General features: G+C 74.3%; 19 protein-coding genes and 1 pseudogene. 14 read left to right on the forward strand and 6 right to left on the reverse strand.

The window, feature by feature from the left end:
• Positions 1–60: 60 nt before the first annotated feature.
• Positions 61–1,245 (forward strand): damage-control phosphatase ARMT1 family protein, encoded by a 1,185-nt coding sequence (locus tag ACH4F6_RS17545; protein ID WP_397961049.1) that lies wholly within the window; start codon positions 61–63, stop codon positions 1,243–1,245.
• Between the two features lie 76 nt (positions 1,246–1,321).
• On the opposite strand, the gene ACH4F6_RS17550 is transcribed toward ACH4F6_RS17545, so the two are convergent.
• Positions 1,322–2,101, reverse strand: a complete 780-nt coding sequence (locus tag ACH4F6_RS17550) for an alpha/beta fold hydrolase (RefSeq protein ID WP_397961050.1) — start codon at positions 2,099–2,101, stop codon at positions 1,322–1,324.
• Between the two features lie 133 nt (positions 2,102–2,234).
• Between ACH4F6_RS17550 and cyc2 the strand changes: the two genes are divergently transcribed.
• The 3 genes from cyc2 to ACH4F6_RS17565 all read left to right on the forward strand — a co-directional run bounded on the left by cyc2 (position 2,235) and on the right by ACH4F6_RS17565 (position 6,991).
• On the forward strand, positions 2,235–4,487 hold the full coding sequence (gene cyc2, locus ACH4F6_RS17555; protein ID WP_397961051.1) for a germacradienol/geosmin synthase Cyc2: 2,253 nt from the start codon (positions 2,235–2,237) through the stop codon (positions 4,485–4,487).
• Between the two features lie 375 nt (positions 4,488–4,862).
• Positions 4,863–5,990, forward strand: a complete 1,128-nt coding sequence (locus ACH4F6_RS17560; RefSeq protein ID WP_397961052.1) for an aminopeptidase P family protein — start codon at positions 4,863–4,865, stop codon at positions 5,988–5,990.
• 50 nt (positions 5,991–6,040) lie between these two features.
• Positions 6,041–6,991 (forward strand): aminoglycoside phosphotransferase family protein, encoded by a 951-nt coding sequence (locus ACH4F6_RS17565; protein ID WP_397961053.1) that lies wholly within the window; start codon positions 6,041–6,043, stop codon positions 6,989–6,991.
• A gap of 42 nt (positions 6,992–7,033) precedes the next feature.
• Here ACH4F6_RS17565 and treZ read toward each other — a convergent pair whose 3' ends face one another.
• A complete protein-coding gene (treZ, locus tag ACH4F6_RS17570) occupies positions 7,034–8,779 on the reverse strand; it encodes a malto-oligosyltrehalose trehalohydrolase (RefSeq protein ID WP_397961054.1) in 1,746 nt (581 codons plus the stop codon).
• 154 nt (positions 8,780–8,933) lie between these two features.
• Between treZ and ACH4F6_RS17575 the strand changes: the two genes are divergently transcribed.
• Both ACH4F6_RS17575 and ACH4F6_RS17580 read left to right on the forward strand, forming a co-directional pair.
• Positions 8,934–9,485: an FHA domain-containing protein gene (locus tag ACH4F6_RS17575; RefSeq protein WP_397961055.1), complete on the forward strand. Its 552-nt coding sequence runs from the start codon at positions 8,934–8,936 to the stop codon at positions 9,483–9,485.
• A gap of 315 nt (positions 9,486–9,800) precedes the next feature.
• Positions 9,801–10,277, forward strand: a complete 477-nt coding sequence (locus ACH4F6_RS17580) for an SSI family serine proteinase inhibitor (RefSeq protein WP_397961056.1) — start codon at positions 9,801–9,803, stop codon at positions 10,275–10,277.
• A gap of 17 nt (positions 10,278–10,294) precedes the next feature.
• On the opposite strand, the gene ACH4F6_RS17585 is transcribed toward ACH4F6_RS17580, so the two are convergent.
• From ACH4F6_RS17585 to glgX, 3 genes are all read right to left on the reverse strand, one after another.
• Positions 10,295–11,545 carry a M14 family zinc carboxypeptidase gene (locus tag ACH4F6_RS17585; protein WP_397961057.1) on the reverse strand — a complete coding sequence of 417 codons (1,251 nt, stop codon included), beginning with the start codon at positions 11,543–11,545 and terminating at the stop codon, positions 10,295–10,297.
• 122 nt (positions 11,546–11,667) lie between these two features.
• Complete coding sequence (treY, locus tag ACH4F6_RS17590; protein ID WP_397961058.1) at positions 11,668–14,022, reverse strand: malto-oligosyltrehalose synthase; 2,355 nt, start codon at positions 14,020–14,022, stop codon at positions 11,668–11,670.
• Between the two features lie 68 nt (positions 14,023–14,090).
• Complete coding sequence (gene glgX, locus ACH4F6_RS17595) at positions 14,091–16,208, reverse strand: glycogen debranching protein GlgX (protein WP_397961059.1); 2,118 nt, start codon at positions 16,206–16,208, stop codon at positions 14,091–14,093.
• A 190-nt stretch (positions 16,209–16,398) separates the two neighbouring features.
• Here glgX and ACH4F6_RS17600 point away from each other — a divergent pair, with 190 nt between their 5' ends.
• The 4 genes from ACH4F6_RS17600 (at position 16,399) to ACH4F6_RS17615 (ending at position 20,810) form a co-directional block, all read left to right on the forward strand.
• Positions 16,399–17,238: a Tat pathway signal sequence domain protein gene (locus ACH4F6_RS17600; RefSeq protein WP_397961060.1), complete on the forward strand. Its 840-nt coding sequence runs from the start codon at positions 16,399–16,401 to the stop codon at positions 17,236–17,238.
• A 64-nt stretch (positions 17,239–17,302) separates the two neighbouring features.
• Positions 17,303–18,625 (forward strand): copper amine oxidase, encoded by a 1,323-nt coding sequence (locus ACH4F6_RS17605; RefSeq protein ID WP_397961062.1) that lies wholly within the window; start codon positions 17,303–17,305, stop codon positions 18,623–18,625.
• Between the two features lie 102 nt (positions 18,626–18,727).
• Positions 18,728–19,966, forward strand: coding sequence for an SAV2148 family HEPN domain-containing protein (locus ACH4F6_RS17610; RefSeq protein ID WP_397961064.1), 1,239 nt, complete (start codon positions 18,728–18,730; stop codon positions 19,964–19,966).
• A gap of 118 nt (positions 19,967–20,084) precedes the next feature.
• Complete coding sequence (locus tag ACH4F6_RS17615) at positions 20,085–20,810, forward strand: 3'-5' exonuclease (RefSeq protein ID WP_397961065.1); 726 nt, start codon at positions 20,085–20,087, stop codon at positions 20,808–20,810.
• Positions 20,811–20,838: 28 nt separating this feature from the next.
• Here the strand turns inward: ACH4F6_RS17615 and ACH4F6_RS17620 are convergent, their stop codons facing one another.
• A complete protein-coding gene (locus ACH4F6_RS17620) occupies positions 20,839–21,702 on the reverse strand; it encodes a phosphotransferase enzyme family protein (RefSeq protein ID WP_397961066.1) in 864 nt (287 codons plus the stop codon).
• Positions 21,703–21,885: 183 nt separating this feature from the next.
• On the opposite strand from ACH4F6_RS17620, the gene ACH4F6_RS17625 reads away from it, so the two are divergent.
• The 4 genes and pseudogenes from ACH4F6_RS17625 (at position 21,886) to mgt (ending at position 26,248) form a co-directional block, all read left to right on the forward strand.
• Positions 21,886–22,824 (forward strand): carbohydrate ABC transporter permease, encoded by a 939-nt coding sequence (locus ACH4F6_RS17625; protein WP_397961067.1) that lies wholly within the window; start codon positions 21,886–21,888, stop codon positions 22,822–22,824.
• On the forward strand, positions 22,821–23,654 hold the full coding sequence (locus ACH4F6_RS17630) for a carbohydrate ABC transporter permease (RefSeq protein WP_397961068.1): 834 nt from the start codon (positions 22,821–22,823) through the stop codon (positions 23,652–23,654). Before ACH4F6_RS17625 ends, ACH4F6_RS17630 begins: the two co-directional genes overlap by 4 nt.
• A complete protein-coding gene (locus ACH4F6_RS17635) occupies positions 23,654–24,931 on the forward strand; it encodes an ABC transporter substrate-binding protein (RefSeq protein WP_397961069.1) in 1,278 nt (425 codons plus the stop codon). Before ACH4F6_RS17630 ends, ACH4F6_RS17635 begins: the two co-directional genes overlap by 1 nt.
• An 83-nt stretch (positions 24,932–25,014) precedes the next feature.
• Positions 25,015–26,248, forward strand: a pseudogene (gene mgt, locus ACH4F6_RS17640) (macrolide-inactivating glycosyltransferase).
• Positions 26,249–26,259 lie beyond the last annotated feature (11 nt).

Here is a 26,259-nt window from a genome sequence, read left to right on the forward strand (position 1 = left end):
GGGAGCCGGCGTGCGCCGCCTGCCGGAGCCGCCCCGCACCCCCGCGATACGGTGAGCCGCATGCCCGACACCCCCGCCCCGCCCGTGCTCGTCGGCGACCGGCCCGGCTCCTTCCCGCACGCCGTCCTGGCCGAGCGGCACCCCGCGATCATCCGGCAGGTGCGGGACGCCTTCCCGTACGGACCCGACATCCACCGCGCCCTGGACGAGCTGCTGACGAGCTGCACCCGGGGGGTGATCGAGGCGCTCCCGGCCGACGCCCACGACCGGGACCGGTGGCGGGCCTGGGGCCTCGACGACCACGCGGGCCGGCCCTGGTCCGAGGTGCCGTGGCTGTGGGCGGAGAGCTACTTCTACCGCCGTCTCCTGCACGCCGTCGGCTACTTCGCGCCCGGCCCCTGGCAGGGCATCGACCCCTTCCGCCCCTTCAAGCTCGCCGAACTCGACGCCCCCGCGACCGACGAGGAACTCGCCGCCCTCGACGACCTCGCCGCCCGCCCCGCCGGGGAACGGGCCCACGCCCTGCTGCACGGCTCGCTGTGGGGCAACCGCGCGGACCTCGGCTTCCGGCTGTCCGACGCCACGGCGGAGGGCCGGGCCGCCGTACCGGGACTGGTCGCCGACGACACCGACGCCCTCTGGTCGCTGCTGCCGGACACGCGGTCCGCCACCGGCACCCTGTGCCTGGTCGCCGACAACGCGGGCCGCGAGCTGATCCCCGACCTCCTGCTGGCCGCCCACCTCCTCGCCCACGGCCGGACCGGCCGGGTCGTCCTGCACGTCAAGCCCTGCCCGTACTACGTCTCCGACGCCACGACGGCCGACGTCGTCGACGCCCTGCGCCGGCTGACGGCCGCGCCGGGCGAGGCCGCCGCGTACGGCCGGCGGCTCTGGGCGGCGATGGCCGACGGCACCCTCACGGTCCGCGCCCACCCCTTCGCCGCCGCACCGCTGCCGTACGCGGACATGCCGGACGACCTGCGCGCCGAGTTCGCCGCGGCCACCCTCACGATCGTGAAGGGCGACCTCAACTACCGTCGTCTCGTGGGCGACCGGCCCTGGCCGCCGACGACCCCCTTCAGCGACGTCACCGCGTACTTCCCCGGCCCGGTCGCCGCCCTGCGCACCCTGAAGTCGGACGTCGTCACCGGCTTGACGGCGGACACCGAGGCCGCGCTGGCCGCCGCCGAGGGGCAGCGCTGGCGGACGAGCGGCACGCACGCGCTGATCCAGGTGAGGAGGTGACGTCCGCGCCCGGCGGGTCACGGCACCGACGCCGGCGTACCGCCGAGGGCACGGACGGGCGCTGCCCCGGACACGGTCAGGACGGTCCGCCGTCCTCCCGGAGGAAGTCCTCCACCACCCGGATCAGCTCGAGCGGCGTCTCGTCCATCGCGTAGTGCCCGGCGGCCGGCAACTCGTGGAGCTCGGCGCGCGGGTACCAGCGCAGCCACGTCCCGCGCAGGAGGTCCGCCGGCAGCGCCGGGTCGAGGGCCCCGGTCACGGCGAGGGCGGGCACCGTCGCCCCCTCCGCCCGCTCGTGGAAGTCCTCCCCGGCCCAGGAGTCCAGCCAGGCACGGAACGCCTTGGGGTCGCTGACCTCCAGGGAGCGGGCGACCATCCGGTCCAGCCAGGCGGCCGGACGGCGGCCGCCCGTCGTGACGTCGAGGATGACGCGCCGGTTCTCCGGCCGGTGCGCCGCGTCCGCGAACAGCTCCCACTGCTCCGGCGGCAGCGCCAGCCCCGAGGCGGGCACGGGGGAGACGCCGACCAGCCGGCGCAACCGGTGCGGGGCGTCCGCGAGCAGCCGCTGGCCCACCGCGCCGCCCATCGAGTGCCCGACGACGGAGAACCGCTCCCAGCCGAGCCGGTCGGCCAGCGCGACGAGGTCCCGGGCGGCCTGAGCCGTGCCGTACGGGCCGTCGGCGTCCCGGGCGGCGCCGTAGCCGCGCAGGTCGACCGGCGCGTACTGGAACGCCGTGCGGTCGAGGTCGGGCAGCACCGGTGCGAACGCGGACCGGTCCGCGAACCAGCCGTGCACCGCGAACACCTTGTGGGCGCCGTCGCCGTGCAGCTCATGAGGGAGCACGAAGGAGGTCATGCGACCACGGTGGCCGGTGACCGACGACCCGGCAAGGGCGCGCGCATCGTACGGTTCCCGCCCGGTTCACGCGATGGTGTGATCACGGGCCGCCCGGTGGATGGCCGCCGGCGGCCCCGGGTAGGGCCCGGCCATGACGCAGCCGTTCGAACTCCCGCACTTCTACATGCCGTATCCCGCGCGGCTGAACCCGCACGTCGAGGAGGCCCGCGCCCACTCGACCGCGTGGGCGCGCGAGATGGGCATGCTGGAGGGGTCCGGGATCTGGGACCGGTCCGACCTGGAGGCGCACGACTACGGACTGCTGTGCGCCTACACCCACCCCGACTGCGACGGCCCGGCCCTCTCGCTGATCACCGACTGGTACGTGTGGGTGTTCTTCTTCGACGACCACTTCCTCGACATGTTCAAGCGCGTCCCGGACCGCTCCGCCGGCAAGGCGCACCTGGACCGGCTGCCGCTGTTCATGCCGCTGGACCCGTCGACTCCCGTGCCCGAGCCGCGGAACCCGGTCGAGGCGGGCCTCGCCGACCTGTGGGCGCGCACCGTGCCGGCGATGTCCGCCGACTGGCGCCGCCGCTTCGCCGTCGCCACCGAGCACCTGCTCAACGAGTCGATGTGGGAGCTGTCCAACATCGACTCCGGGCGGATCGCCAACCCCGTCGAGTACATCGAGATGCGCCGCAAGGTGGGCGGCGCCCCCTGGTCGGCCGGGCTCGTGGAGTACGCCACCGCCGAAGTCCCCGCGTCCGTGGCCGGTTCGAGGCCGCTGCGGGTGCTGACGGAGACCTTCTCGGACGCCGTCCACCTGCGCAACGACCTCTTCTCCTACCAGCGCGAGGTCGAGGACGAGGGCGAGAACAGCAACGGCGTGCTGGTCCTGGAGACCTTCTTCGGCTGCACCACCCAGGAGGCCGCCGACACCGTCAACGACATCCTCACCTCGCGCCTGCACCAGTTCGAGCACACGGCCCTCACCGAAGTGCCCGCGCTCGCCCTGGAGAAGGGACTGCGGCCCGACGAGGTGGCCGCCGTCGCCGCCTACACCAAGGGACTCCAGGACTGGCAGTCCGGCGGCCACGAATGGCACCTGCGCTCCAGCCGGTACATGAACCAGGGCGCCGTCTCCGTGGCGCCCTGGCGGAAACCGGCCGGCCCCGGCACCTCCGCCTCCGACGTGGGCGCGCTGCTCGCCGCGGCCGCCGCCGAACGCCTGCGCGCCCACACGCACGTGCCCTACCGGAAGGTCGGCCCCTCCCTGCTGCCCGACTTCCTCATGCCCTTCCAGGTGGAGCTGTGCCCGCACCTGGACGGCGCCCGGGGACGCCTCACCGACTGGGCCCACCGGATGGGCATCCTGCGGGAGGGCGTCTGGGACGAGGACCGGCTCGCGGCGGCCGACCTCCCGTTGTGCGCGGCCGGCCTCGACCCGGACGCCACCCCGGAGCAACTCGACCTCAGCTCCCAGTGGCTCGCCTGGGGCACCTACGGCGACGACTACTACCCCCTCGTCTTCGGCCACCGGCGCGACCTCGCCGCCGCCCGCCTGACCACGGCCCGCCTGTCGGCCTGCATGCCCGTCGACGGGGAGGAGCCGCCCGCCCCCGCCGACGCCATGGAACGCGGCCTCGTCGACCTGTGGCGGCGGACCACCGCCCCCATGACCCCCGGCCAGCGGCGCACCCTGCGCGACGCGGTCGACGTGATGACCGAGAGCTGGGTGTGGGAGCTGTCCAACCAGCTCCAGAACCGCATCCCCGACCCGGTCGACTACCTGGAGATGCGGCGCGCCACCTTCGGCTCCGACCTCACCCTGAGCCTGTGCCGCATGGGCCACGGCCCCGCCGTCCCGCCGGAGATCCACCGCAGCGGCCCGGTCCGCTCCCTGGAGAACGCGGCCATGGACTACGCGTGCCTGGTCAACGACGTCTTCTCGTACCAGAAGGAGATCGAGTACGAGGGCGAGATGCACAACGCGATCCTCGTCGTGCAGCACTTCTTCGGCTGCGACTACCCGACCGCGCTGGGCGTCGTCCACGACCTGATGACCCGGCGCATGCAGCAGTTCGAGCATGTCGTCGCGCACGAACTGCCCGTTCTCTACGACGACTTCGACCTGTCGGCCGAGGGCCGCGAGGCCATGCGCGGATACGTCGCCGACCTCCGGAACTGGCTGGCGGGCATCCTGAACTGGCACCGCCGGGTGGACCGCTACAAGCCCGCCCACCTGGCCCGCCGCGCCCACGGCTTCCTCCCGGACCGCCCGCCGGCCGCCCCGACGCTGTCGGCGAGCCCGGCGCCGGCAGGCGTCCCGAAGCCGCCCGGCGGGCCGGTGCCGCCGGGCGTTCCCGCGGCGCCGGGCACCGCCGCCCTGCGGGCGGGCTGACGCCTCACCGGGGCCGGGCCGCCCGCCCCCGCCGGGGTGCCGGGCCCAGGGGACGGGAGACCGCGGGGGCCGCTTCTCCCGTCCCGCCGGACGTGGTCCGTCCCCGCTCCCGAGGCGGTCGCGCACCCGTTCGGCGCGCTCGGTGGCCCTGGCGCCGCCGTCCACGGGCGGATCGCCGATGCGGGCGAGGACGAGCGCGGCGGTGTGCCTTCCGGCGAGGTGGCTGACGCCGTCACCGGACACGGACGTCAGACCTAACGGTCCGAAGATCCCCGACCATTAACACCCGTCAATCGGCTCGCGCCGCCCCCGCAGTCCGGGCAGGATGCTGCCCGTAGCCATCACGTCCCGCAGACGCCCGTCAGGGAGGACCGGATGACCGGCAGCACGCCCGCGCCCTTCACCGCGGAGGACTACCGGGCCCGCATGGAACGGGCCGCGCGGGAGGCCGGCGACGCGGGACTGGCCGGCCTCCTGGTGGCACCCGGCCCGGACCTCGTGTGGCTCACCGGCTACGCGCCCCCCGCCGTCACCGAACGGCTCACCCTGCTCGTCCTCGCCCCCGGCCGGGAACCCGTCCTGGTCGTCCCCACCCTGGAGGCCCCCGACGCCGCGAAGGCGGCCGGCGCCCCGGTGCTGACCCTGCGGGACTGGACCGACGGCAAGGACCCGTACGCCGTCGCGGCGGGCCTCCTGGAGGCGGGCGGGCGGTTCGGCGTCAGCGACAACGCCTGGGCGATGCACCTGCTGGGCCTGCAGAAGGCCGTGCCCGGCAGCTCCTACGCCTCCCTCACCGAGGCCCTGCCGATGCTGCGGGCCGTCAAGGACGCGGCGGAGCTGGAGCTGATGGCCGCCGCGGGGGCGGCCGCGGACCGGACGTTCGAGGAGATCCGGAAGGTGCCCTTCGCCGGCCGCCGGGAGTCCGAGGTGGGCGCCGACCTCGCCGGTCTGCTGCGGCGCTTCGGCCACTCGCAGGTCGACTTCACCATCGTCGCCTCCGGACCCAACGGCGCCGACCCGCACCACGAGGTCGGCGACCGCGTCATCGAGCGGGGCGACATGGTGGTCCTCGACTTCGGCGGCCTGAAGGACGGCTACGGCTCCGACACCTCCCGCACCGTCCACGTCGGCGAACCCACCGACGAGGAGCGCCGGGTCCACGACCTGGTGCGCGAGGCCCAGGAGGCCGGCTTCCGGGCCGTGCGGCCCGGCGTCGCCTGCCAGGAGGTCGACCGGGCGGCCCGCGCGGTCATCGCCGGCGCCGGCTACGGCGAGTACTTCGTGCACCGCACCGGCCACGGCATCGGCGTCACCACGCACGAGCCGCCGTACATGATCGAGGGCGAGGAGCAGCCCCTCGTGCCCGGCATGTGCTTCTCCGTGGAGCCCGGCGTCTACCTGCCCGGTCGTTTCGGCGTGCGCATCGAGGACATCGTCACGGTGACCCAGGACGGCGGCCGACGCCTCAACGACACCACCCGCGAGATGGTCATAGTGGACTGAGGCATTCCGTGGAGTCCCCGGCACCCCTCCCGAACGGCAACGGCGCGACCATGACCCAGGCACCCACCCCCACCGCGGACACCGTCCGCAGACTGGTCCGTGCGCTCCTCGAGGAGGGCGAGGACGGCACCGGGGGCGGCGCCGGATCCGACGTACGGCCCGTCCGCGAGGACGACGCCGGGCGGTGCACGTGGTGGGTCGGCGCCCGCCACGTGCTGCGGCTCGCCCCCGACCGGGAGGCGACCCTCCGGCAGCGCCGGGAACTGCGGCTGCGCGACCTCGTCCGCCTGCACGTCCCGGTCGCGGTGCCGACGAGCGTCGCGCACGGCGAGTGGTCGCCGGGCCTGGGCTACACCCTGGACACCCGGGTGCCGGGCGGTACCGGCGAGGAGCACGACGTGTCCGCCCTCGGCGAGGCCGACCTGGCCGGACTGCTCGGCGGACTGCGCGAGGTGCCGGTCCGCCGGGCCGAGACCCTCGGCGTGCCGCGCGCCGCGCCCCGCTCCCTGGAGGCGCTGCGCCGCATGGCCGTGGCCGCCGCCGAACGCCTCGCCGCCGCCGACGAGTTCGACCCGGCCCGCCTGCACCAGCTCACCCCGCCCGGCGCGGCCCAGCTCGCCGCGCGGCCCGTCCCCGCCGTCCTCGTCCACCACGCCCTGCGGGGCGAGCACCTCGTTCTCAGCGCCGACGGCCGGGTGCGCGGTGTCCTCGACTGGACCGGGGCGGTCGTCGGCGATCCCGCCGAGGACATCGCCGGCCTCGCGCTCGCCGTGGGCTCCGGCGCCGCCGTCCGCGCCGCCACCCTCGCCGGCTACGGCGCCCGCCCCTGCCTGCGCGGCCTCTGGCTCGCCCGCTGCGACACCGTCGTCCGCCTCGCCGACCGCCTGGACGGCCGCGGCGCCGACCCCCTGACCCTCCTGCGCACCCGGCTGCGACGGGCCTGGGAGACGATCCTGCTGGAACGGGTCACGGAGTTCCGGGAGGACGGGGCGGACGGGTAGGCGCGCCGAGTGCCGTCCCGCGCCGGCGCGGGACGGCCCCGCTCACTCCTGTTCCAGGACGACGCACGCCTCCCCGGGCAGGTGCAGGAGTCCGTCCGGCCCGGGGGCCTGAACCGGCTCCCAGGCGGCCAGCACGCGCGCCGGCCGCGGGCCGAGGGGGATCGCCGCCGCTGCCTTGCCGAGGTTGACGGCCACCCGGACGTCGCCGCGCCGGAAGGCCAGCCAGCGGGCCTGTGCGTCGTGGGCGACCCTGAGGTCGGCGAGGTCGGGGTCGGTGAGGTCGGCCCGGTCGTGCCGCAGCGCGATCAGCCGGCGGTACCAGTCCAGCACGCGCGCGTGGGGCTCGCGCCGCGGCTCGGACCAGTCCAGGCAGGAGCGTTCGCGCGTCGCCGGGTCCTGCGGATCGGGCACGTCCTCCTCCGCCCAGCCGTGCGCGGCGAACTCGCGCCGCCTGCCGCGCCGTACCGCCTCCGCGAGCTCGGGGTCGGTGTGGTCGGTGAAGAACTGCCAGGGGGTGCCGGCGGCCCACTCCTCGCCCATGAACAGCATCGGCGTGAACGGGGAGGTCAGCGTCAGGGTGGCCGCGCAGGCCAGCAGGCCGGGGGAGAGGGCGGCGGCCAGGCGGTCGCCCTGCGCGCGGTTGCCGACCTGGTCGTGGGTCTGGCTGTAGCCGAGGAGCCGGTGCGCGGGCAGCCGCGCGCGGTCCAGCGGGCGTCCGTGGCGGCGGCCCCGGAAGCTGGAGTACGTGCCGTCGTGGAAGAAGCCGCCGGTCAGGGTCTTGGCCAGGGCGGCGAACGGGTCGCGCGCGAAGTCGGCGTAGTAGCCCTGGGACTCACCGGTGAGGGCGGTGTGCAGGGCGTGGTGGAAGTCGTCGTTCCACTGCCCGTGCAGCCCCAGGCCGCCCTCCCGGCGGGGCGTGACGAGCCGCGGGTCGTTCAGGTCGGACTCGGCGATCAGGAACAGAGGCCGGCCCGTCTCCGCGGCGAGCGCGTCCACGGCCGCGGACAGCTCCTCCAGGAACGGGTACGCGCGCGTGTCGGCCAGCGCGTGCACCGCGTCCAGGCGCAGCCCGTCCAGCCGGTAGTCGCGCAGCCAGGCCAGCGCGCTGCCCAGCAGGTACGCGCGCACCTCGTCCGAGCCGGGCGCGTCCAGGTTGACGGCGGACCCCCACGGCGTGTGGTGCGTGTCCGTGAAGTACGGGCCGAACGCGGGCAGATGGTTGCCGGACGGGCCGAGATGGTTGTGCACGACGTCCAGGACGACGCCGAGTCCCAGCTCGTGGGCCCGGTCGACGAACCGCTTCAGCGCCTCGGGACCGCCGTACGGCTCGTGCACCGCCCACAGCGAGACGCCCTCGTACCCCCAGCCGTGCCGGCCGGGAAACGGGCACAGCGGCATCAACTCGACGTGGGTGATCCCCAGTTCGGCGAGGTGACCGAGCCGCTCGGCGGCCGCGTCCAGCGTGCCCCCGGGCGTGTACGTGCCCACGTGCAGCTCGTACAGGACCGCGCCCTGCAGCGGCCGCCCGGGCCACGGCGCACGCCACGCGTACCGGGCCTGGTCGACGACCGCGCTCAGGCCGTCGGGGCCGTCCGGCTGGCGGCGCGAGCGCGGGTCGGGCAGGACCGGGCCGTCGTCCACCGCGAAGCCGTACCGCGACCCGTCGGCGGCCTCCGCCTCCCCGGTCCACCACCCCGCTCGCCCGGGATCACGTTCCAACGCGCGCGTGACGCCGTCGCACCGGAGCGACACTCGTTCGGCCTGCGGTGCCCACACCTCGAACTGCACGGACGGTTCCCCTTCGTCTGCTCACCGTGAGGTAGTCCGTCCCATCGTGCTCCAAACGGGACCGATCCGCCGGGGAACACCCGGGCACGCGCGTGACGAGCACGGATTTCCCGTTTTCTGGACACTCACGGTTCACTGACCGACAATCACCAGCGTGACGTCGTCTTTCGAGTTCCACACGTACCCCGCGCGGTTGTCCGACGCGGAACGCGACCGGGCGCTGAAGGTGCTCCACGACGGCGTCGCCATGGGCCGCCTGTCGCACGACACGTTCATCCGGCGCATGGAGCTGGCGCTCGCCGCCCGCCGCTCCGACGAACTCGCCGCGCTCACCGCCGACCTGCCCCAGGAGAACCGCTTCTCCCGTGCCGTCTTCGGCACCGTCGAGGCGGTCTCCGGCTTCACCGTCCGGCTGCGTCGGGCCTGGCAGGCCGAACGGCTGCCCAAGCTGCTGCTGCCGCACCCCGGCACCGACCACCCCCTGCGCATCGGCCGGGACCCCGCCAACGGCCTCAGGCTGACCCACGAGAGCGTCTCGCGCGTGCACGCGGAACTCCGCCGCCAGGGCGGCACGTGGGTGCTGCGCGACCTCGGCTCGACCAACGGCACGACCGTCAACGGGCGCCGGGTCATCGGCGCGGCCGTCGTCCGCGAGGGCGACCAGGTCGCCTTCGGGAGGATGGCCTTCCGGCTCTCCGCCAACTGATCGCCGGTCGAGTCCGCCGTCCCGGGGCGGTGTCGACGTGCCCCTGCGCGATGGCGCACCGCCCGCGTCCTGGAACGCCTCCTCGCGCGCGTGCGGCGCCGGCTCCCCGGCGGCCCCGGCACGGCCCGCCCGTCCGCCCCGCCGCCGACCGCCTCCTGCTCCGCCCCGGCCTCGCCGGCGCCCCGGCCGTCCGCCGGGCGGAGCACCCGGCGCGAGGCGTGCCCGCCGCGTCCGAACCGGCCGGGCGCCCCGCCCCGGCGCACGATCGGGTGAGCCGGACTGGGGAACGCGGCCGGCCGTGCCGATGCACCGGGCATGACGCGATTCCCCACCCCCCGCCTCCTCGTCGCCCTCCCGGCCGCGGCCGCGCTCCTCCTCGCCGCCGTCGTACCCGCGCGGGCCGCCGCGCCGCACCTCCCCGCCCCCGGCGACTGGCTCCGGCTCTCGCTCACCGCGGGCGACTCCCCGGCCGGCGGCGCCCGCGCCACCCTGCTGCTGTGCGACCCGCCGCAGGGCGGCCACCCCCACGCCGCGGAGGCCTGCGCGGACCTCGCGGCGGCGGACGGCGACATCCGCGCCGTCCCCCCGCAGGACGGCATCTGCGCCCTCGTGTACGCCCCGGTGACCGCACAGGCCGCCGGCCGGTGGAACGGCCGCCCCGTCGCCTACACCGAGACCTTCGCCAACGCCTGCGTGATGCGCGCCCGGACGGGCGCCGTCTTCGCCCTGGACGACGTGCGAGGGCCGGAGCGCCCGGAGCCGCCGGTCCGGACCGTCCCGCCCGGGCGCTGACACCGGCGGCGCGGGGCCTACGCCGTCCCCTCGCGTGCGTGCAGCGCCGCCGCCACGACCGTGCGGGACTGGTGCTCCACCTGGTGCTCCACGGGCACCCAGCGGGCGCGGAAGCGTTCGGCGAAGGCCTCGCTCCAGGTCTCGACGAGCCGCTCCAGCCGGGGGGCCGCACGGTCGTCGTGGTCCTGGAGGACCCGCCGCAGCATCGACGCCGCCCGCAGCGGCAGCCGCCGGGCGAAGGCGTCCACGCTGCCGACGTACGCCCTCGTGGTGTCGGCCGGCGGGATGTGGGTCAGGTCCGCGGCCAGGCCCGGCACCAGCTCCAGCCCCCACCGGGCCGCTCTCAGCAGCGGCCCGTCGGCCCCCTCCAGCCGCGGCAGCGCCTCCGCCAGCACCCGCTCCACCTCCCCCGTGTCCCGCAGCAGCCGGCGCGCCAGCCGCCGGATCGCCGCGGCCGGAGCGGGGTGCGGGGCGGGATCGTCCACCATGTCGCTCGCCCACATCGGCACCTCGACGACCGCGGTCAGGCCGCCGTAGCGGTGGGCGTGGTACCAGGTGCTGTGCCGCGCGTCGTCCGGCATGCTCGGGTACGCCGCCCTCACCCCCGGCCCCGGCATCACGTGCACGCCCGGTCCCGAGGCCGGCCAGCCCGCCGCGTCGGAGGCGCCCGTCTCCACCGGGATGTGCAGCTGGGCGGCCGACTTGGCGAACGGTTCGGCGAGACCCGGGACGTCCCTCGTCAGCTGCACCCAGCTGCCGCCCAGCTCGGTGCCGTGCAGCGTCACCTGGAGGTAGGGCCGCAGCTCGTCGATGACCCGGGTCAGCGCACGCGTCTCGGGCGGCAGCCGGTCCGGGGGCAGGACGGCGGGCGACCACTCCGGCTGCTCCGGGCCGGCCGGCCGGAAGAAGCCGAGGTGGTACTCGAGCAGGCTGCGCGGCGCCGGGGCCGTGTGCAGACTCGCCCCGTCGGGGTCCGCGCACAGCAGGAAGTGCCAGGACGTCCCGTCCCGCAGCTCCCGCTCGTGCAGCACCCGTTCGGCCAGGGCGAGGAGCGTCGGCCCGCCGGTCGGCTCGTTCGCGTGGGCCCCGGCGACCACCAGCACGGCCCGCCGGGCACGGCCCACCGAGAGCAGGTGCAGGGGCCGTCCCGCACGGGACAGCCCCACCTGCCGCAGCGCGCACAGGGCGGGCTGGAGCGCGACCAGCGCCCGGGCGGAGAGCGTCAGTTCGGTCACCGAGGGGTAGCGCTGCTCCGGCAGGAGACTCACCCCCGTCACGTCCGCCCGGCCTTCGCAATCCGCAGTACCCCACGGACGCCACGCCCTGTCAAGAACGCGACCGGGGAGCCTTCCGGGGGCACCCGGGGGCACGCCCGGAGCCGGGGGCGCGGTCAGCGCACCGGACCCACCCGCTCCAGCAGCGCCACCGGCAGCCGTCCGAACAGTTCCGCCACGCGCACGTGCCCGGTGAACTCCCGCTCCCCGTCCAGGACGTCGGCCCACCTCCCCGGCGGCAGCGCCAGCAGGGTCTCCCGCCAGCCGCCCGCCTCCGCCAGCCGCAGCGACAGCCGTGTCACCGCCGTGACGACCTCGCCGGAGCGCGCGAACGCCAGACAGTGGCCGGCGGCCGGCCCCTCGGCGGCCAGCGGCTCGTACGCGGCCGCCGCCCCGAAGACGTCCGGCCGCCGCCGGCGCAGCCGCAGCGCCGCCGCCGTCACCTCGCCCTTCGCGCCGGGGTCCACCGGCGGGAACCGCACCGGCCGCCGGTTGTCCGGGTCGACCAGGGCCCGGTACTCGCCCTCCGTGCCCTGGTAGACGTCCGGCACGCCCGGCATCGTCAGGTGGACCAGCGCCGTGCCCAGCACGTTGGCCCGGACGTGCGGCTCCAGCGCGTCCCGCAGCGCGGCCACCCGCTCGCCGGGCGTCCCGCACGGCCCCGCCGCGAGGAACGCGGCCACCGCCTCCTCGTACGGCGGCTCCTGCTCCGTCCAGCTCGTGAACAGCCCCGCCTCGCGCACATGCTTGAGCAGCGCCTCCCGCACCCGCTCCGGGGCCGCCGGCCCGAGCCCGAACACGGTCTGCCAGGCCGCCCACGCCGTCTGCCCGTCCGGCACGGCCTCCCCGGCCCGCGACACCTGCGCCAGCACCTCCGCCCAGCGCCCCGGGCACTCCGACAGCACGGCCAGCGCGGCCCGCACGTCGGCGCTGCGCTTGGTGTCGTGCGTCGACACGACCGTCCCGCTCACCGGCCAGTCCCGCTGCACGCGCGCGCAGTAGGCGTGGAACGCGTCCGGGGACACCCCCGGCCGGCCCGGATCGCCGCCCACCTCGTTCGCCGACAGCAGCGGCACGTACCGGTAGAACGCCGTGTCCTCCACCGCCTTGGCCCGCAGCGCGGACGCCGTCTGCGCGAACCGCGTGCGGAACTCCACGGCCGCCGGCCCCGGGTCCCGCCCCAGCACCAGAGCGCGCACCACGTCGACCGCCCCCGCCTCCTGCGGGACGGCGAAGGCCTGCCGCGCCTCCCCGGCCGCCTCCGCGGTGACGACGGCGGCCGCGTCGTCCGCGGTGTACGGCCGGTACACCTCCATCCGCACCAGCAGCTCCTCCAGCGCCGTGCGCAGCGCCCAGGGCGCCCGGTCGCGCAGCGCCGGGTCCGGCGAGGCGGCGCACACCCGGACCGCCGCCCGGGTCAGCCGGTCGAGCTCGGTGGCCAGCTCGTGCGAGAGCACTCCGTACGCCGCCCGCCGCGCGGTCGCCGCCCAGTCCCCGCCCCGGTCCGCCTGCGGGGCCGCGAAACGCCCGTACAGCTCCCGCAGCCGGCCCGCGCCCTCCGGGTCGAGGAAGAGGCCGTCGACGTGGCGCAGGGCGTCGTAGCCGGTGGTGCCGGCCACCGGCCAGGCGTCCGGCAGGCGCTCCCCGTCCGCCAGGATCTTCTCGACGACCGTCCAGCGGCCCCCGCTCGCCTCGTGCAGCCGTTCCAGGTAGGCGCCGGGGTCGGCGAGGCCGTCGGGGTGGTCGACGCGCAGGCCGTCCACCACGCCCTCGTGCAGCAGCTGGAGGATCTTCGCGTGCGTGGCCTCGAACACCTCGGGGTCCTCCACCCGCACCCCGATCAGCTCCGAGATGCTGAAGAACCGCCGGTAGTTCAGCTCGGTACGGGCCAGCCGCCACCACACCGGCCGGTACCACTGCGCGTCCAGCAGCCGGGGCAGCGGCAGGTCCCCGGTGCCCTCGCGCAGCGGCAGGACGTGGTCGTGGTAGCGCAGGACGTCCCCGTCGACGCGCAGGTCCTCCGACACCTCGCCCAGCGGCCCGCCGAGCACCGGCAGCAGCACCTGGCCTCCTTGCGCCTCCCAGTCGATGTCGAACCAGCGCGCGTACGCCGACGCCGGGCCCTCCCGCAGCACCTCCCACAGGGCGCGGTTGTGCCGCGGGACGGCCGCCATGTGGTTCGGCACGATGTCCACGACCAGCCCGAGCCCGTGCTCCCGCGCGGTGCGGGCCAGCGCCCGCAGCCCCTCCTCGCCGCCCAGTTCCTCGCGCACGCGCGCGTGGTCCACCACGTCGTACCCGTGCGGGGAGCCCGGCACGGCCTCCAGGACGGGGGACAGGTGCAGATGCGACACGCCGAGCGAGGCCAGGTACGGCACGACCGCCGCCGCGGCGGCGAACGGGAACGCGGGCTGCAGCTGGAGCCGGTAGGTGGCCGTGGGCACGACGGGGGCGGGGCGCGCAGAGGTCATGGAGACCTACGTACCCGCCCTGCCCCCTTTCGTGTCATCGGGCCCGCCAGGTGGACGGACCCCCCGGGTCAGGCCGGCCGCTGCAGCACCGTCATGCTCCGGTCCACCAGGGTCAGCCGGTCACCGGCCGCGACCTTGGGGCCCGCCCCCCGCGCCACCGTCTCCGGGTCGGCCGTGTCCACGACCACCTGCCACTGCCGCCCGTGGTCGACCGGCACCACGAACTCCAGCGGCCGGGGCGAGGCGTTGAACATCAGCAGGAAGGAGTCGTCGGTGATCCGCTCCCCGCGCGCGCCGGGCTCGGAGATCGCGTTGCCGTTGAGGAACACCGCCAGCGCCGAGACCTGCGCCGAGTTCCAGTCCCGCTGGGTCATCTCCTTGCCCTCGGGGGTGAACCAGGCGATGTCCGACAGCTCGTCGTGGGTGCCCTCCACGGGCCGTCCGTGGAAGAAGCGGCGCCGGCGGAAGACCGGGTGCTCCCTGCGCAGCCGCACCAGCGCGCGGGTGAACGCGAGCAGGTCGCTGCCGTCCTGCCCGGGTTCGGGCCACTCCACCCACGACAGCTCGCTGTCCTGGCAGTAGGCGTTGTTGTTGCCGCGCTGGGTGCGCGCCACCTCGTCGCCGTGACTGATCATCGGCACGCCCTGGGACAGCATCAGGGTGGCGAGGAAGTTGCGCATCTGCCGGGCGCGCAGCTCCAGCACCGCCGGATCGTCGGTGTCGCCCTCCGCCCCGCAGTTCCAGGACCGGTTGTGGCTCTCGCCGTCCCGGTTGTCCTCGCCGTTGGCCTCGTTGTGCTTGTGGTCGTAGGACACCAGGTCGTGCAGGGTGAAACCGTCGTGGCAGGTGACGAAGTTGATCGAGGCCAGCGGGCGCCGGCCGTCGTCCTGGTAGAGGTCGGACGAGCCGGTCAGCCGGGAGGCGAACTCCGCGAGCGTGCGCGGCTCGCCCCGCCACAGGTCCCGGACGGTGTCGCGGTACTTGCCGTTCCACTCGGTCCACAGCGGCGGGAAGTTGCCGACCTGGTAGCCGCCCTCGCCGACGTCCCACGGCTCGGCGATCAGCTTCACCTGGGAGACGACCGGGTCCTGCTGCACCAGGTCGAAGAACGACGACAGCCGGTCGACCTCGTGGAACTGGCGGGCCAGGGTCGCCGCGAGGTCGAAGCGGAACCCGTCGACGTGCATCTCGGTGACCCAGTACCGCAGCGAGTCCATGATCAGCTGGAGCACGTGCGGGGACCGCATGAGCAGGGAGTTCCCGGTCCCGGTGGTGTCCATGTAGTACCGCGGGTCGTCCGTCAGGCGGTAGTACGACGGATTGTCCAGGCCCCGGAAGGACAGCGTCGGTCCCAGGTGGTTGCCCTCGGCGGTGTGGTTGTAGACCACGTCGAGGATGACCTCGATCCCGGCCTCGTGCAGCGCCCGCACCGCCGACTTGAACTCCAGGACCTGCTGCCCGCGGTCGCCCCAGGAGGCGTAGGCGTTGTGCGGGGCGAAGAAGCCGATGGTGTTGTAGCCCCAGTAGTTGTTCAGGCCCATGTCGACCAGCCGGTGGTCGTTGACGAACTGGTGTACGGGCATCAGCTCCAGTGCCGTGACGCCCAGTTCGGTGAGGTGTTCGATGATCGCCGGGTGGGCGAGCGCCGCGTAGGTGCCGCGCAGCTCCTCCGGCAGTCCCGGATGACGCATCGTGAGGCCCTTCACATGGGCCTCGTAGATCACCGTGTGGTGGTACTCGGTGCGCGGGCGCCGGTCGTCGCCCCAGTCGAAGTACGGGTTGACCACCACCGACGTCATCGTGTGCGGCGCCGAGTCCAGGTCGTTGCGCCGGTCGGGGGCGCCGAAATGGTAGCCGTACACCTCCTCGCCCCAGCGGACCGCGCCGCTGATCGCCTTCGCGTACGGGTCGAGCAGCAGCTTCGCCGAGTTGCAGCGCAGCCCCCGCTCGGGTGCGTAGGGGCCGTGCACCCGGAAGCCGTAGCGCTGCCCCGGCATGATGCCCGGCACGTACGCGTGCCGCACGAACGCGTCGCTCTCCCGAAGTTCCACCGCCGTCTCGGAGCCGTCGTCGTGCAGCAGACACAGCTCTACTCGGTCCGCGGCCTCCGTGAAGACCGCGAAGTTCGTACCGGCGCCGTCGTACGTGGCGCCGAGGGGATATGCCTCTCCAGGCCAGACCTGCATGGATACGACTCTTTCAGGTGTGCCGACCCGCTGGGGGTGCCTTGGCATCGAGTCTCCAGGAAAGTGAGGGAACCACCTGTGACTTACGCCCCTCTTACCCGTCGACCAGTGCATACGCCGCGACCGGGCGTGTGCCGACCAGATGGGGCAATCACGTACTCCCGGGGCAATGGGGGAGCAGGGGGAAGATGTGCGCACGACAGTGCGCCGCCACCTGGGCAAGGTGGTGGCGGGAACGGCCGTCGCGGTGGCCGCTACGGCAGCGATGATCGCGGTCACCCTGCCGGGCACGGCGGGGGCGGAGGGAACCGGAGGGGGAACCGGACAGGCCGCGGGCCGGTCGGCCGGACAGCAGCGGGCCGGACAGGGCGCGGGGCAGCAGGGCGGCTCGGCCGCGGTCGAGCCCGGAGTCGTCGAGGAGGCGCCGGCCGAGGGCGAGAAGGGCCAGGGCCGCGACCCCCTCACCGACGACGAGATCGCGCGGGTCCAGGGCCTCGCGGTCGACCGGCGGCTCCTCGACGCCGGCGAGGACGTCGACGGCGACCGCGGCCCGCAGCGCCTGAGCGTGGATCTCGCCGATCCCGCGGCGGACGAGGTCGACGACCCGGACGCGCCCCGGCGCGCCGAGGTGACCCTCTACGACTACAAGAACGACACCCTCGTCACCAGGACCGTCAACCTCGACACCGGCAAGGTCGAGAGCACCGGCACGCAGCGGGGCGTCCAGCCGCCGCTGAGCGCCGCCGAGCAGGACGAGGCGGCCCGACTGCTGATCGGCGACCCGCTGGGCGCGGGCCTGAAGGCGGACTACAAGGACGCCACCGGCAAGGAGCTCACCTCGCCGGACCAACTGGTGCTCGCCGGCATGGTGTACCGCGCCTCGCCGGGCGCCCAGCCCGCCGTCCTCGACCAGTGCGGCGTCCACCGCTGCGTCCGGCTGCTGACGAAGGTCAGGAACGGACCGTGGATCGACACCCGGTCCTTCGTCATCGACCTCAGCGCCCGCAAGGTGGCCGGGCTCGCCGGCTGACCACTCCGTCCAGTTTTCCGACCGTCATCTCCCGTCGTAGGGATGCAGAGGGAGTCCTGTCCTCATGCGCGTGATCAGAAACAGCCGTGCCCGCAAGGGAGCGGCCCTCGGCCTGTCCGTGGCCGCGCTGGCCGCCGGCGCGACGACCGCCGGCACCGGCCCCGCCGCCGCCCGGCCGAAGGCGGCCCCGGCGGCGGCCGCCGACTGCAGCGCCGCCTACCGTATCCAGCAGAAGCTCTCCAACGGCACGACCTGGCGCATGTGCTGGCGCTTCGAGGCCAAGTCCGGCCTCGTCCTGGAGAAGATCTCCTACCAGCCGCCCGGCGAGACCCGCCCGATCCAGGTCCTCAACAGCGCCAAGCTCGCCCAGATCCATGTGCCGTACGACGACGGCAAGAACGAGTACAACGACATCACCGACTACAACTTCGGCTCGGGCCTGGTGAACATGGCCCCCGGCGAGTGCCCCGGCGGCACCATCAAGACGGTGAAGGTCCCCGAGGCGTACAACTCCGAGAACCCGAACGTCAAAGGCCTGTGCACGACGACCCGCGCGCGCGGCCACGCCTACCGCATGCAGACCGACTCGGGCAAGGTCTACCAGGCCCAGGGCAAGGACCTGCTCGTCTACACCGTCAACAAGGTGAGCTGGTACGAGTACATCACCGAGTGGCGCTTCTCCGACGACGGCACCGTCACCATGAACGTCGGCGCCACCGGCAGCCTGTCGCCCTTCGACTACGACGCCGGCGACGGCCGCGGCTGGCCCCTGGGCAAGGGCGCCAAGGCCTACGCCACCAGTCACAACCACAACGTCTTCTGGCGGCTCGACTTCGGCCTCGACGGCTCCTCCAAGACCAAGGTCGAGCAGTACGACTCGGTGGTCAGCCCGCCCGCGGCCGGCGGCCAGGGCCCGACCACCAGGACCACCCGCACCGCCGTCACCAAGGAACTCGCGGGCGACGCCGCGAACATGCGCTGGTGGCGGGTCGTCAGCGCGACCGGCAAGAACAAGGACGGCCACCCGCGCTCGTACGAGATCGTCCCCGGCGCGACCTCCAAGTACCCCGGACGGGCCTTCACCCGGCACGACGTCTACTTCACGCAGTACAACAAGTGCGAGCAGTACGCCAGCAACAACCTGCTCAACTGCGGCAGTCCCCGGCACGGCCACTCCGTCGACAAGTGGGTGGACGGCCAGACGCTCACCCATCCGGTGACCTGGGTCAACGTCGGTTTCCACCACGTCGCCCGGGACGAGGACCAGCAGCCCATGCCGGTCCACTGGCAGGGTTTCTCCATCGCGCCGCGGGACGTCACCGCTATGAGCCCGCTCACTCCGCCCGCCCTCGCGGGCGAGAACGGGCGCCCCGACGACGGAAGTTGAGAAACGACCTGTCCATCCGGCTGCACCGCCGGCCGCTCCCGGAGTACCCTTCCTTGATCGTTGGGACGGGGAGTGCTCGGGGGAGCGGAAGGCGGTGCTTGGGTGGGCTCGGGAGGGCTGGAGCTGCCCCCTGGTGACGAGGGTCACGAGGGAGGATCCTCCACGGACGTCCCGCCCGGCACGGTGTCCCTGGCCCGGCCGATGGAGGGCGCCATCGGGCCGGAGCTGGACTGGGACGCCGACGCCTGGCACGAGGTGCGCACCCGCGCCCAGCGGGCCGGCCGGGCCTACATCTGGCTGAACCTCGTCGAACAACGGCTGCGCTCCGTGGTGGCCGCCGTCCTGCGGCCCATCTACGAACCCGTCCACGGCGACGACTGGGTGGTCGCCGCGGCCGGCCCCGCCGGACAGGAATGGGTGCAGCGCGCGGTCGCCGTCCGCGAGGTCAGCCGCCGCAAGGGCTACCTGCTCGACCCGGCCGACGACAACGTGATCTCCTTCCTCACGCTGCCCCAGCTGCGCGAGCTGATGGTGCAGCACTGGCCCTGCTTCGAGCCGTACTTCGACGACCGCCGGGACGTCGAACTCGCCCTGGACGAGCTGGAGGTGACCCGCAACGTCGTCTCCCGCAACCGGGCGCTGTCCGAGGCCGTGCTGAACCAGGCCGAGCGGGCCTCCGCGCGGCTGCTGGAGATGCTCGGCACCGGCGGCGACGTGCCGTCCGCGCGCCGGCTGCCCGTCGACGCCGTCGAGGACCTGGTGGGCGACCGGTACGCGGACGTCGTCGCCGTCCACACCGACCGGGTGCGGCTGCTGCGCCGGTTCCCCGCCGAGGACATCTTCGACGGCGCCCGCCGCCTCGACGCCATCGGCATCGGCCTCAACCTGCTGGTGCAGAACTTCTCCGGCCGCCGGCTGGTCCGCCTCGCCGAGGCGGGCGCCCGGGTCCGGCTGCTCTTCCTCAACCCGGCCTCCAGCGCGGTCAAGCGCCGCGAACGCGAACTCGGCATGAAGCGCGGAGAGCTGAGCCGGTCGGTGGAGATGAACATCCTGCACATGCGCAGGGTGCGCTCCCGGCTGCGCGACCCGGGCGCCTTCCAGATCCAGGTGTACGACGAGACCCCCCGCTTCACCGCCTACCTCGTCGACGGCGACGGCTCCGACGGCGTCGCGGTCGTCCAGTCCTACCTGCGGCGCATGCGCGGCATGGAGGCGCCGGTGCTGGTCCTGCGCAACGGCAGCCGGGTGGTCAAGTCGGGCGAGGTCGACGAGGGCGGACTCTTCGCCGCCTACCGCGAGGAGTTCGAACTGGCCTGGGCGGATTCGCGTCCGGTGTCCTAAGCTGCCCGGTATCTCCCGATTCCCCCGGGAGGTGAGCGGAATGCGATCCTCCGATTGTCAGTGGCGCATGGGAAGGTGGAGACCACTGGGGGAAGCACCACCAAGAAGGGGGGCCACCATGGCCTGGCACCACGAGCTGCTCATCGGCTTCGACCTGGAGACGACCGGTACGGATCCGCGCGAGGCGCGCATCGTCACGGGAGCCGTGATCGAGGTCAGGGGCGGGCAGGTCCTGGAGCGCCGGGAGTGGCTGGCGGACCCGGGCGTGGAGATCCCGGCGGACGCGGTGGCGGTCCACGGGATCAGCAACGAGCGGGCGGCCGCCGAGGGCCACCCCGCCGACCAGGTCGCGGACGCCATCGCCGACGCCCTCGTGACGCACTGGAGGACGGGCGTCCCGGTCGTCGCGTACAACGCCGCCTTCGACCTGACGCTGCTCACCGCCGAGCTGCGGCGGCACGGACTGCCGTCCCTGCGCGACCGCCTCGGCGGTCTCGACCCGGCCCCGGTCGTCGACCCGTACACCATCGACCGCTGGGCCGACCGCTACCGCCGCGGCAAGCGCAACCTCGAAGCGGTCTGCGCCGAGTACGGCGTCCCGCTCGACGCCGCGCACGACGCCTGCGCCGACGCCCTCGCCGCGGCTCGGCTGGCCTGCGCGATAGCCGAGCGCCACCCCAAGGTCGCGGCCCTCGGCCCGGCGGACCTGCACCGCCGCCAGATCGAGTGGTACGCCGAGTGGGCGGCGGACTTCCAGGACTTCCTGCGCCGCAAGGGCGACGCGCAGGCCGTGGTGGAGGGCACCTGGCCGTTGCGGGAGCCGGCGGACAGCCGCTCCGCCTGAGCCGTCCCGGCCCCGGTCCCGGCGCCGGTCAGAACGGGTACCAGCGCACCGTCGCGTCCCCGTCCCGCAGCGACGCCACCCGGCGCCGGAACTCGGCCAGCGCTTTCGGGTTGGCCGGCGCGTGCTGGGCGACCCAGGCGCAGCTCGCCGTCTCCCGGGCGCCCCGCAGCACCGCACAGCCCTCCCACTCCCGCACGTCCCAGCCGTAGGCCTCGGTGAAGGAGTCGTAGGCCTCGGCGGGCAGGCCGTAGCGGTCGTGGGAGAGGGCCATCACGACCAGGTCGTGCTCGCGCAGATCGGCGGAGAAGGTCTCCAGGTCGACCAGGACCGGACCGTCCGGTCCGGCGTGCACGTTGCGCGGCAGGGCGTCGCCGTGGACGGGGCCGGGCGGCAGGTGCGGGGTGAGCGCGGCGGCGGCCGCCGCGAAGCCGTCCCGGCGCTCGCGCAGATACGCCGCGTCCGCCGGGTCGATCGCGTCGCCCGCGAGCCGCAGCCAGCGCTCCACGCCGGACAGCAGGTCGCGCGGCGGCAGGGCGAAGGAGGGGGAGGGCAGGGCGTGCACGATGCGCAGCAGTTCGGCCAGATCCCGCGGTTCGGCGGGCCGCACCGGGTCGGGCAGCCGGTGCCACACCGTCACCGGGTGCCCCTCGACCAGCAGGGCCTCGGGCCCGGCCGCCCGCACCGCCGGGACGTCCGCCTCGGCGAGCCAGGCCGCGACGGCCAGCTCGCGCCGGGCCCGGTCGAGGAGTCCGGCGTCGCGGCCCACCTTCACCACCAGGTCCCCGGCGGCGAACACCGCGTTCTCGCCCAGAGCGAGGAGCCGCGCGTCCCGGACCGGGCCGGGCAGCACCCCCGCCGTGGCCAGGACGTCCCGCGCGTGTGCCTCGTCCATCGTCCGCCTCCGTGTCGTCGTGTGCCGGCGAGCCCCGGCCCGGGGCCGGCGCCGGGTTCCGGCCATCCCCCGGCCAGTCTCGCATTCCCACAGGTCGGACCGTGTGCGCGGTGCCTTGACGGCGCACACCGGCTTCACGACCATGGCGGGGCCCGTCACCACCACGGGAAGGGGGACCGCCTCGTGCCGTCGACGACCGAGGAGAGCCGCACGCTGCCCCGCGCGCCCGGCACCGCCGCGCCGGCCCGGCCCGGCAGGGGCCGCGGCGCCTGGTTCCTGGTCCTGCCCGCGCTGATCCCCGTCCTGGTGCTGAGCGTCGGCCCGCTGCTCTACGGGATCCTGCTGGCCTTCACCGACGCCCAGTCGGGCCGGACCGAGCCCACCGAGTGGATCGGCGGACTCAACTTCCGGGACCTGCGGCACGACACCCTGTTCCGGGAGTCGTTCCGCATCGGGCTGGTCTGGGCGGTCGGGGTGACCGTCCCCCAGTTCCTGCTCGCCCTCGGTCTGGCGCTGCTGCTCGACGAGCGGTTACGGCTGCGCTGGCTGGCCCGCGCCCTCGCGATCGTGCCCTGGGCCATGCCCGAGGTCGTCGTCGGCATCATGTGGCGGCTCGTCTACAGCCCCGACGCCGGTGTCCTCAACGAGACACTGCGCGACCTGGGCCTCGGCGACGGACGGGACTGGCTGGGCGGCCTCGCGACCGCCCTGCCCGCGGTGATCGTCGTCGGCGTCTGGGCGGGCATGCCGCAGACGACCGTCGCCCTGCTCGCCGGACTCCAGAACACCCCGCGCGAACTCCACGAGGCGGCCGCGGTCGACGGCGCGGGCGCCTGGCGCCGCTTCCGCACGGTCACCTGGCCCGCCCTGCGCCCGATCGCCCTCGCGATCACCGCCCTGAACTTCATCTGGAACGTCAACTCCTTCGCCCTGGTCTACGTCCTGACCAGCGGCGGCCCCGGCGGCCGCACCCGGCTGCCCATGCTCTTCGCCTACGAAGAGGCCTTCCGCTACGGACAGTTCGGCTACGCGGCGGCGATGGGATGCGTGATGGTCGCGGTGATCTCGGTGCTCCTCGCCCTCTTCCTGGTGGGCCGGCTGAAGGGCGGTGACGAGGCATGAGGACCAGTGCCGCGGGCCGCGCCGGGCAGTACCTCGCCCTCCTCGGGTATCTCGTCTTCCTCGCCTTCCCCTTCCTCTGGCTGGTCTCCACCGCCTTCAAGTCGCCGCGGGAACTGGGCGCTCTGCACCCCGCCTGGATCCCCGACGACCCCACCCTCGCCAACTTCCGGCAGGCCTTCGACGAACAGCCGCTGCTGCGCGCCGCGGGCAACTCCCTGCTGGCCGCCACCGGGGCCGCGCTGATCGCCGTACTGGTCGCGACACCGCTCGCCTACGTCATCGCCCGGCGCCGCACCCTGCTCGCACGGGCCGCGACCGGCTGGGTGGTGGTCAGCCAGACGTTCCCGCTGGTGCTGGTGATCATCCCGCTCTTCCTGGTGCTGAAGAACCTGCGGCTGATCGATTCCCTGCCCGGTCTGGTCATGGTGTACGTGGTGTGGGCCCTGCCGTTCGCCCTGTGGATGCTGGTCGGACACGTCCGAGCGGTGCCCGTGGAACTGGAGGAGGCGGCGGCCGTGGACGGGGCCGGGCGGCTCAGGACGCTGGTGTCGGTGACCGCGCCGCTGCTCGCGCCGGGGATCGTGGCGACGGGACTGTTCGCGTTCATCACGGCGTGGAACGAGTTCTTCTTCGCGCTCGTGCTGCTGAAGTCCCCGCAGAAGCAGACCCTGCCGGTCGTCCTCACCCACTTCATCGGCGCGGAGGGCGTCGCCGACCTCGGCCCGCTGGCGGCCGCCGCCTTCCTCGCCACCCTTCCCTCGCTGGTCGTCTTCGCGGTCGTCCAACGGCGGATCACCAGCGGCATGCTCGCCGGGGCGGTGAAGAGCTGATGCGCACGACGGCCGCGGGCCTCCTCGCCCTGCTCCTGCTGCTCGCCGGCTGCACGGACCGGGGCGACGCGGGCGACGGCCCGGTCACCCTGCGCTTTCGGTCACTGGCCTGGCAGGAGGAGTCCGTCGAGGTCAACAAGGAACTCGTGCGGGAGTGGAACGCGAGCCATCCGGACGTCCGGGTGGAGTACGTCCAGGGCAGCTGGGACAGCGTCCACGACCAGCTCCTCACCTCCTTCGAGGGCGGCGAGGCGCCGGACGTCATCCACGACGCCTCCGACGACCTCGCGGACTTCGCCCACGGCGGCCACCTCGCCGACCTGTCCGGCCTGCTGCCCGAGCGGCTCAGGTCGGACATCCCGCGGCGCAGCTGGGAGACGGTGACCTTCGGCGACGGCGTCTACGGCGTCCCCTTCCTCCAGGAGCCGCGTGTCCTCATCGCGAACGCGACCCGGCTGAAGGAGTCGGGCGTGCGGATCCCCACCCCCGAACGGCCGTGGAGCTGGGCCGAGTTCCGCGCGATCACCGAGCGGCTCTCCGGCGACGGCAGGTACGGCGTGGCGTGGCCGCTGAAGGACCCCGTCTCCGCCACCCTCAACCTCTCCCTGTCGGCGGGCGGGCAGCTGTTCCACCGGGACCCGGACGGCAAGGTCACGGTCCGTTTCGAGGCGGGGGACGAGGTCGTGCCGCGCACCGTCCACGACCAGGTCGGCGAGGACGGCAGCGCACCGGGGTCGCTGCTGGGCAGCGGCGGCTCGGACACCCTGCCCGGCTTCTTCGCCGGCAAGTACGCGATGGTCCCGCTCGGCTTCTCCTACCGCCAGCAGATCGTCCAGCAGGCGCCGAAGGGCTTCGACTGGCAGGTGCTGCCCGCCCCGGCGGGAGCCGAGGGGCTCACCCAGGGCGTCAGCCCGCAGACGCTGTCCATCGCCGAGGACAGCCCGCACAAGGAGGAGGCCGCCGCCTTCATCGACTTCCTGTTGCGGCCGCCGAACATGGTCCGGCTGGCCCTGGGCGACTGGATGCTGCCCACGGGCACCCGGGCGCTCGCCGACCCGGCCCTGCGCACCACGAAGGACGACTGGGCCGTCGGCACCGCACTGGCCGCCCACCTGCGCCCGGCCCCCGCGCAGTCCGTCCGCGGCTACCCGGAGTGGAAGGACAAGGTCGCCACACCCGCCTTCCAGGAGTACTACAGCGGCGCGATCGGCCTGGCGGAGCTGCGGAAGCGCCTGGAGAAGGACGGGAACCTCGTCCTGGCGCGCTACCAGCGCTGACCGCCGACGGCCGGTGCCGCCGACGGCCGCCGGCGGCCGGAGCACCGTCGCCCCGGTGCTCGACGGCGGCCGGCCGGACCGTATTGCGGTTGCACGAGACGTATCGTCTCGTCTACGGTCGACGACATGACCGCTCCCGCGCACATCGCCATGTTCTCCATCGCCGCCCACGGCCATGTGAACCCCAGCCTGGAGGTGATCCGCGAACTCGTCGCGCGCGGCCACCGGGTCACCTACGCCGTCCCGCCCTTCTTCGCCGACAAGGTCGCCGCGACCGGCGCCGAGGTGAAGCCGTGGCACTCCACCCTGCCGTCGCCCGACGCCGACCCGTCGGCCTGGGGCACCACCCTCCTCGACAACGTCGAGCCCTTCCTGAACGACGCGATCCAGGCCCTGCCCCAGCTGATCGAGGCCTACGCCGGGGACGAGCCCGACCTCGTCCTGCACGACATCGCCGCCTACCCCGCCCGCGTCCTCGCCCACCGCTGGGGCGTGCCCGCGATCTCCCTCTCGCCCGCCCTCGTCGCCTGGGAGGGCTACGAGGAGGAGGTCGCCGAACCGATGTGGGCGGAGCCCAGGAGGACCGAGCGGGGCCGGGCGTACTACGCCCGCTTCCAGGCCTGGCTGGAGGAGAACGGGATCACCCTCCACCCCGACCACTTCGCCGGCCGGCCCGCCCGTTCCCTGGTCCTCATCCCCAGGGCGCTCCAGCCGAACGCCGACCGGGTCGACGAGAGCGTGTACACGTTCGTCGGCGCCTGCCAGGGCGACCGTGCCGCCGAGGGCGGCTGGACGCGGCCCGCCGGCGCCGAGAAGGTCGTCCTCGTCTCGCTCGGCTCGGCCTTCACCAAGCGGCCGGACTTCTACCGGACGTGCGTGGAGGCGTTCGCCGGCCTGCCCGGCTGGCACCTCGTGCTCCAGATCGGCAGGCACGTCGACCCGGCCGAGCTGGGCGACGTACCCGCGAACGTCGAAGTGCGCTCCTGGGTGCCGCAGTTGGCGATCCTGAAGCAGGCCGACCTGTTCGTCACCCACGCCGGCGCCGGCGGCAGCCAGGAGGGGCTGGCCACGGCGACCCCGATGATCGCCGTACCGCAGGCCGCGGACCAGTTCGGGAACGCCGACGTGCTCCAGTCGCTCGGGGTCGCCCGGCACGTGCCGGTTCAGGAGGTGACCGCGAAGACGCTGCGGGCCACCGCCCTGGCCCTGGTCGACGACCCCGAGGTCGCCCGCCGGCTGAAGGAGATCCGGGCCGGCATGGCCGAGGAGGGCGGCACCCGCAGGGCGGCCGACCTCATCGAGGCCGAGCTGCCGTAGCCGCCGGCCCG

The sequence above is a fragment of the Streptomyces sp. NPDC017936 genome, assembly GCF_044328485.1.
Taxonomy (GTDB): Bacteria; Actinomycetota; Actinomycetes; order Streptomycetales; family Streptomycetaceae; genus Streptomyces.

Excerpts from the sequence above, each read along its gene's own strand:
- ACH4F6_RS17545 (WP_397961049.1), top strand. The coding sequence starts at position 61 with ATGCCCGACACCCCCGCCCCGCCCGTGCTCGTCGGCGACCGGCCCGGC.
- ACH4F6_RS17550 (WP_397961050.1), bottom strand. The coding sequence starts at position 2,101 with ATGACCTCCTTCGTGCTCCCTCATGAGCTGCACGGCGACGGCGCCCAC.
- cyc2 (WP_397961051.1), top strand. The coding sequence starts at position 2,235 with ATGACGCAGCCGTTCGAACTCCCGCACTTCTACATGCCGTATCCCGCG.
- ACH4F6_RS17560 (WP_397961052.1), top strand. The coding sequence starts at position 4,863 with ATGACCGGCAGCACGCCCGCGCCCTTCACCGCGGAGGACTACCGGGCC.
- ACH4F6_RS17565 (WP_397961053.1), top strand. The coding sequence starts at position 6,041 with ATGACCCAGGCACCCACCCCCACCGCGGACACCGTCCGCAGACTGGTC.
- ACH4F6_RS17580 (WP_397961056.1), top strand. The coding sequence starts at position 9,801 with ATGACGCGATTCCCCACCCCCCGCCTCCTCGTCGCCCTCCCGGCCGCG.
- treY (WP_397961058.1), bottom strand. The coding sequence starts at position 14,022 with ATGACCTCTGCGCGCCCCGCCCCCGTCGTGCCCACGGCCACCTACCGG.
- glgX (WP_397961059.1), bottom strand. The coding sequence starts at position 16,208 with ATGCAGGTCTGGCCTGGAGAGGCATATCCCCTCGGCGCCACGTACGAC.
- ACH4F6_RS17605 (WP_397961062.1), top strand. The coding sequence starts at position 17,303 with ATGCGCGTGATCAGAAACAGCCGTGCCCGCAAGGGAGCGGCCCTCGGC.
- ACH4F6_RS17615 (WP_397961065.1), top strand. The coding sequence starts at position 20,085 with ATGGCCTGGCACCACGAGCTGCTCATCGGCTTCGACCTGGAGACGACC.
- ACH4F6_RS17620 (WP_397961066.1), bottom strand. The coding sequence starts at position 21,702 with ATGGACGAGGCACACGCGCGGGACGTCCTGGCCACGGCGGGGGTGCTG.
- ACH4F6_RS17630 (WP_397961068.1), top strand. The coding sequence starts at position 22,821 with ATGAGGACCAGTGCCGCGGGCCGCGCCGGGCAGTACCTCGCCCTCCTC.
- ACH4F6_RS17635 (WP_397961069.1), top strand. The coding sequence starts at position 23,654 with ATGCGCACGACGGCCGCGGGCCTCCTCGCCCTGCTCCTGCTGCTCGCC.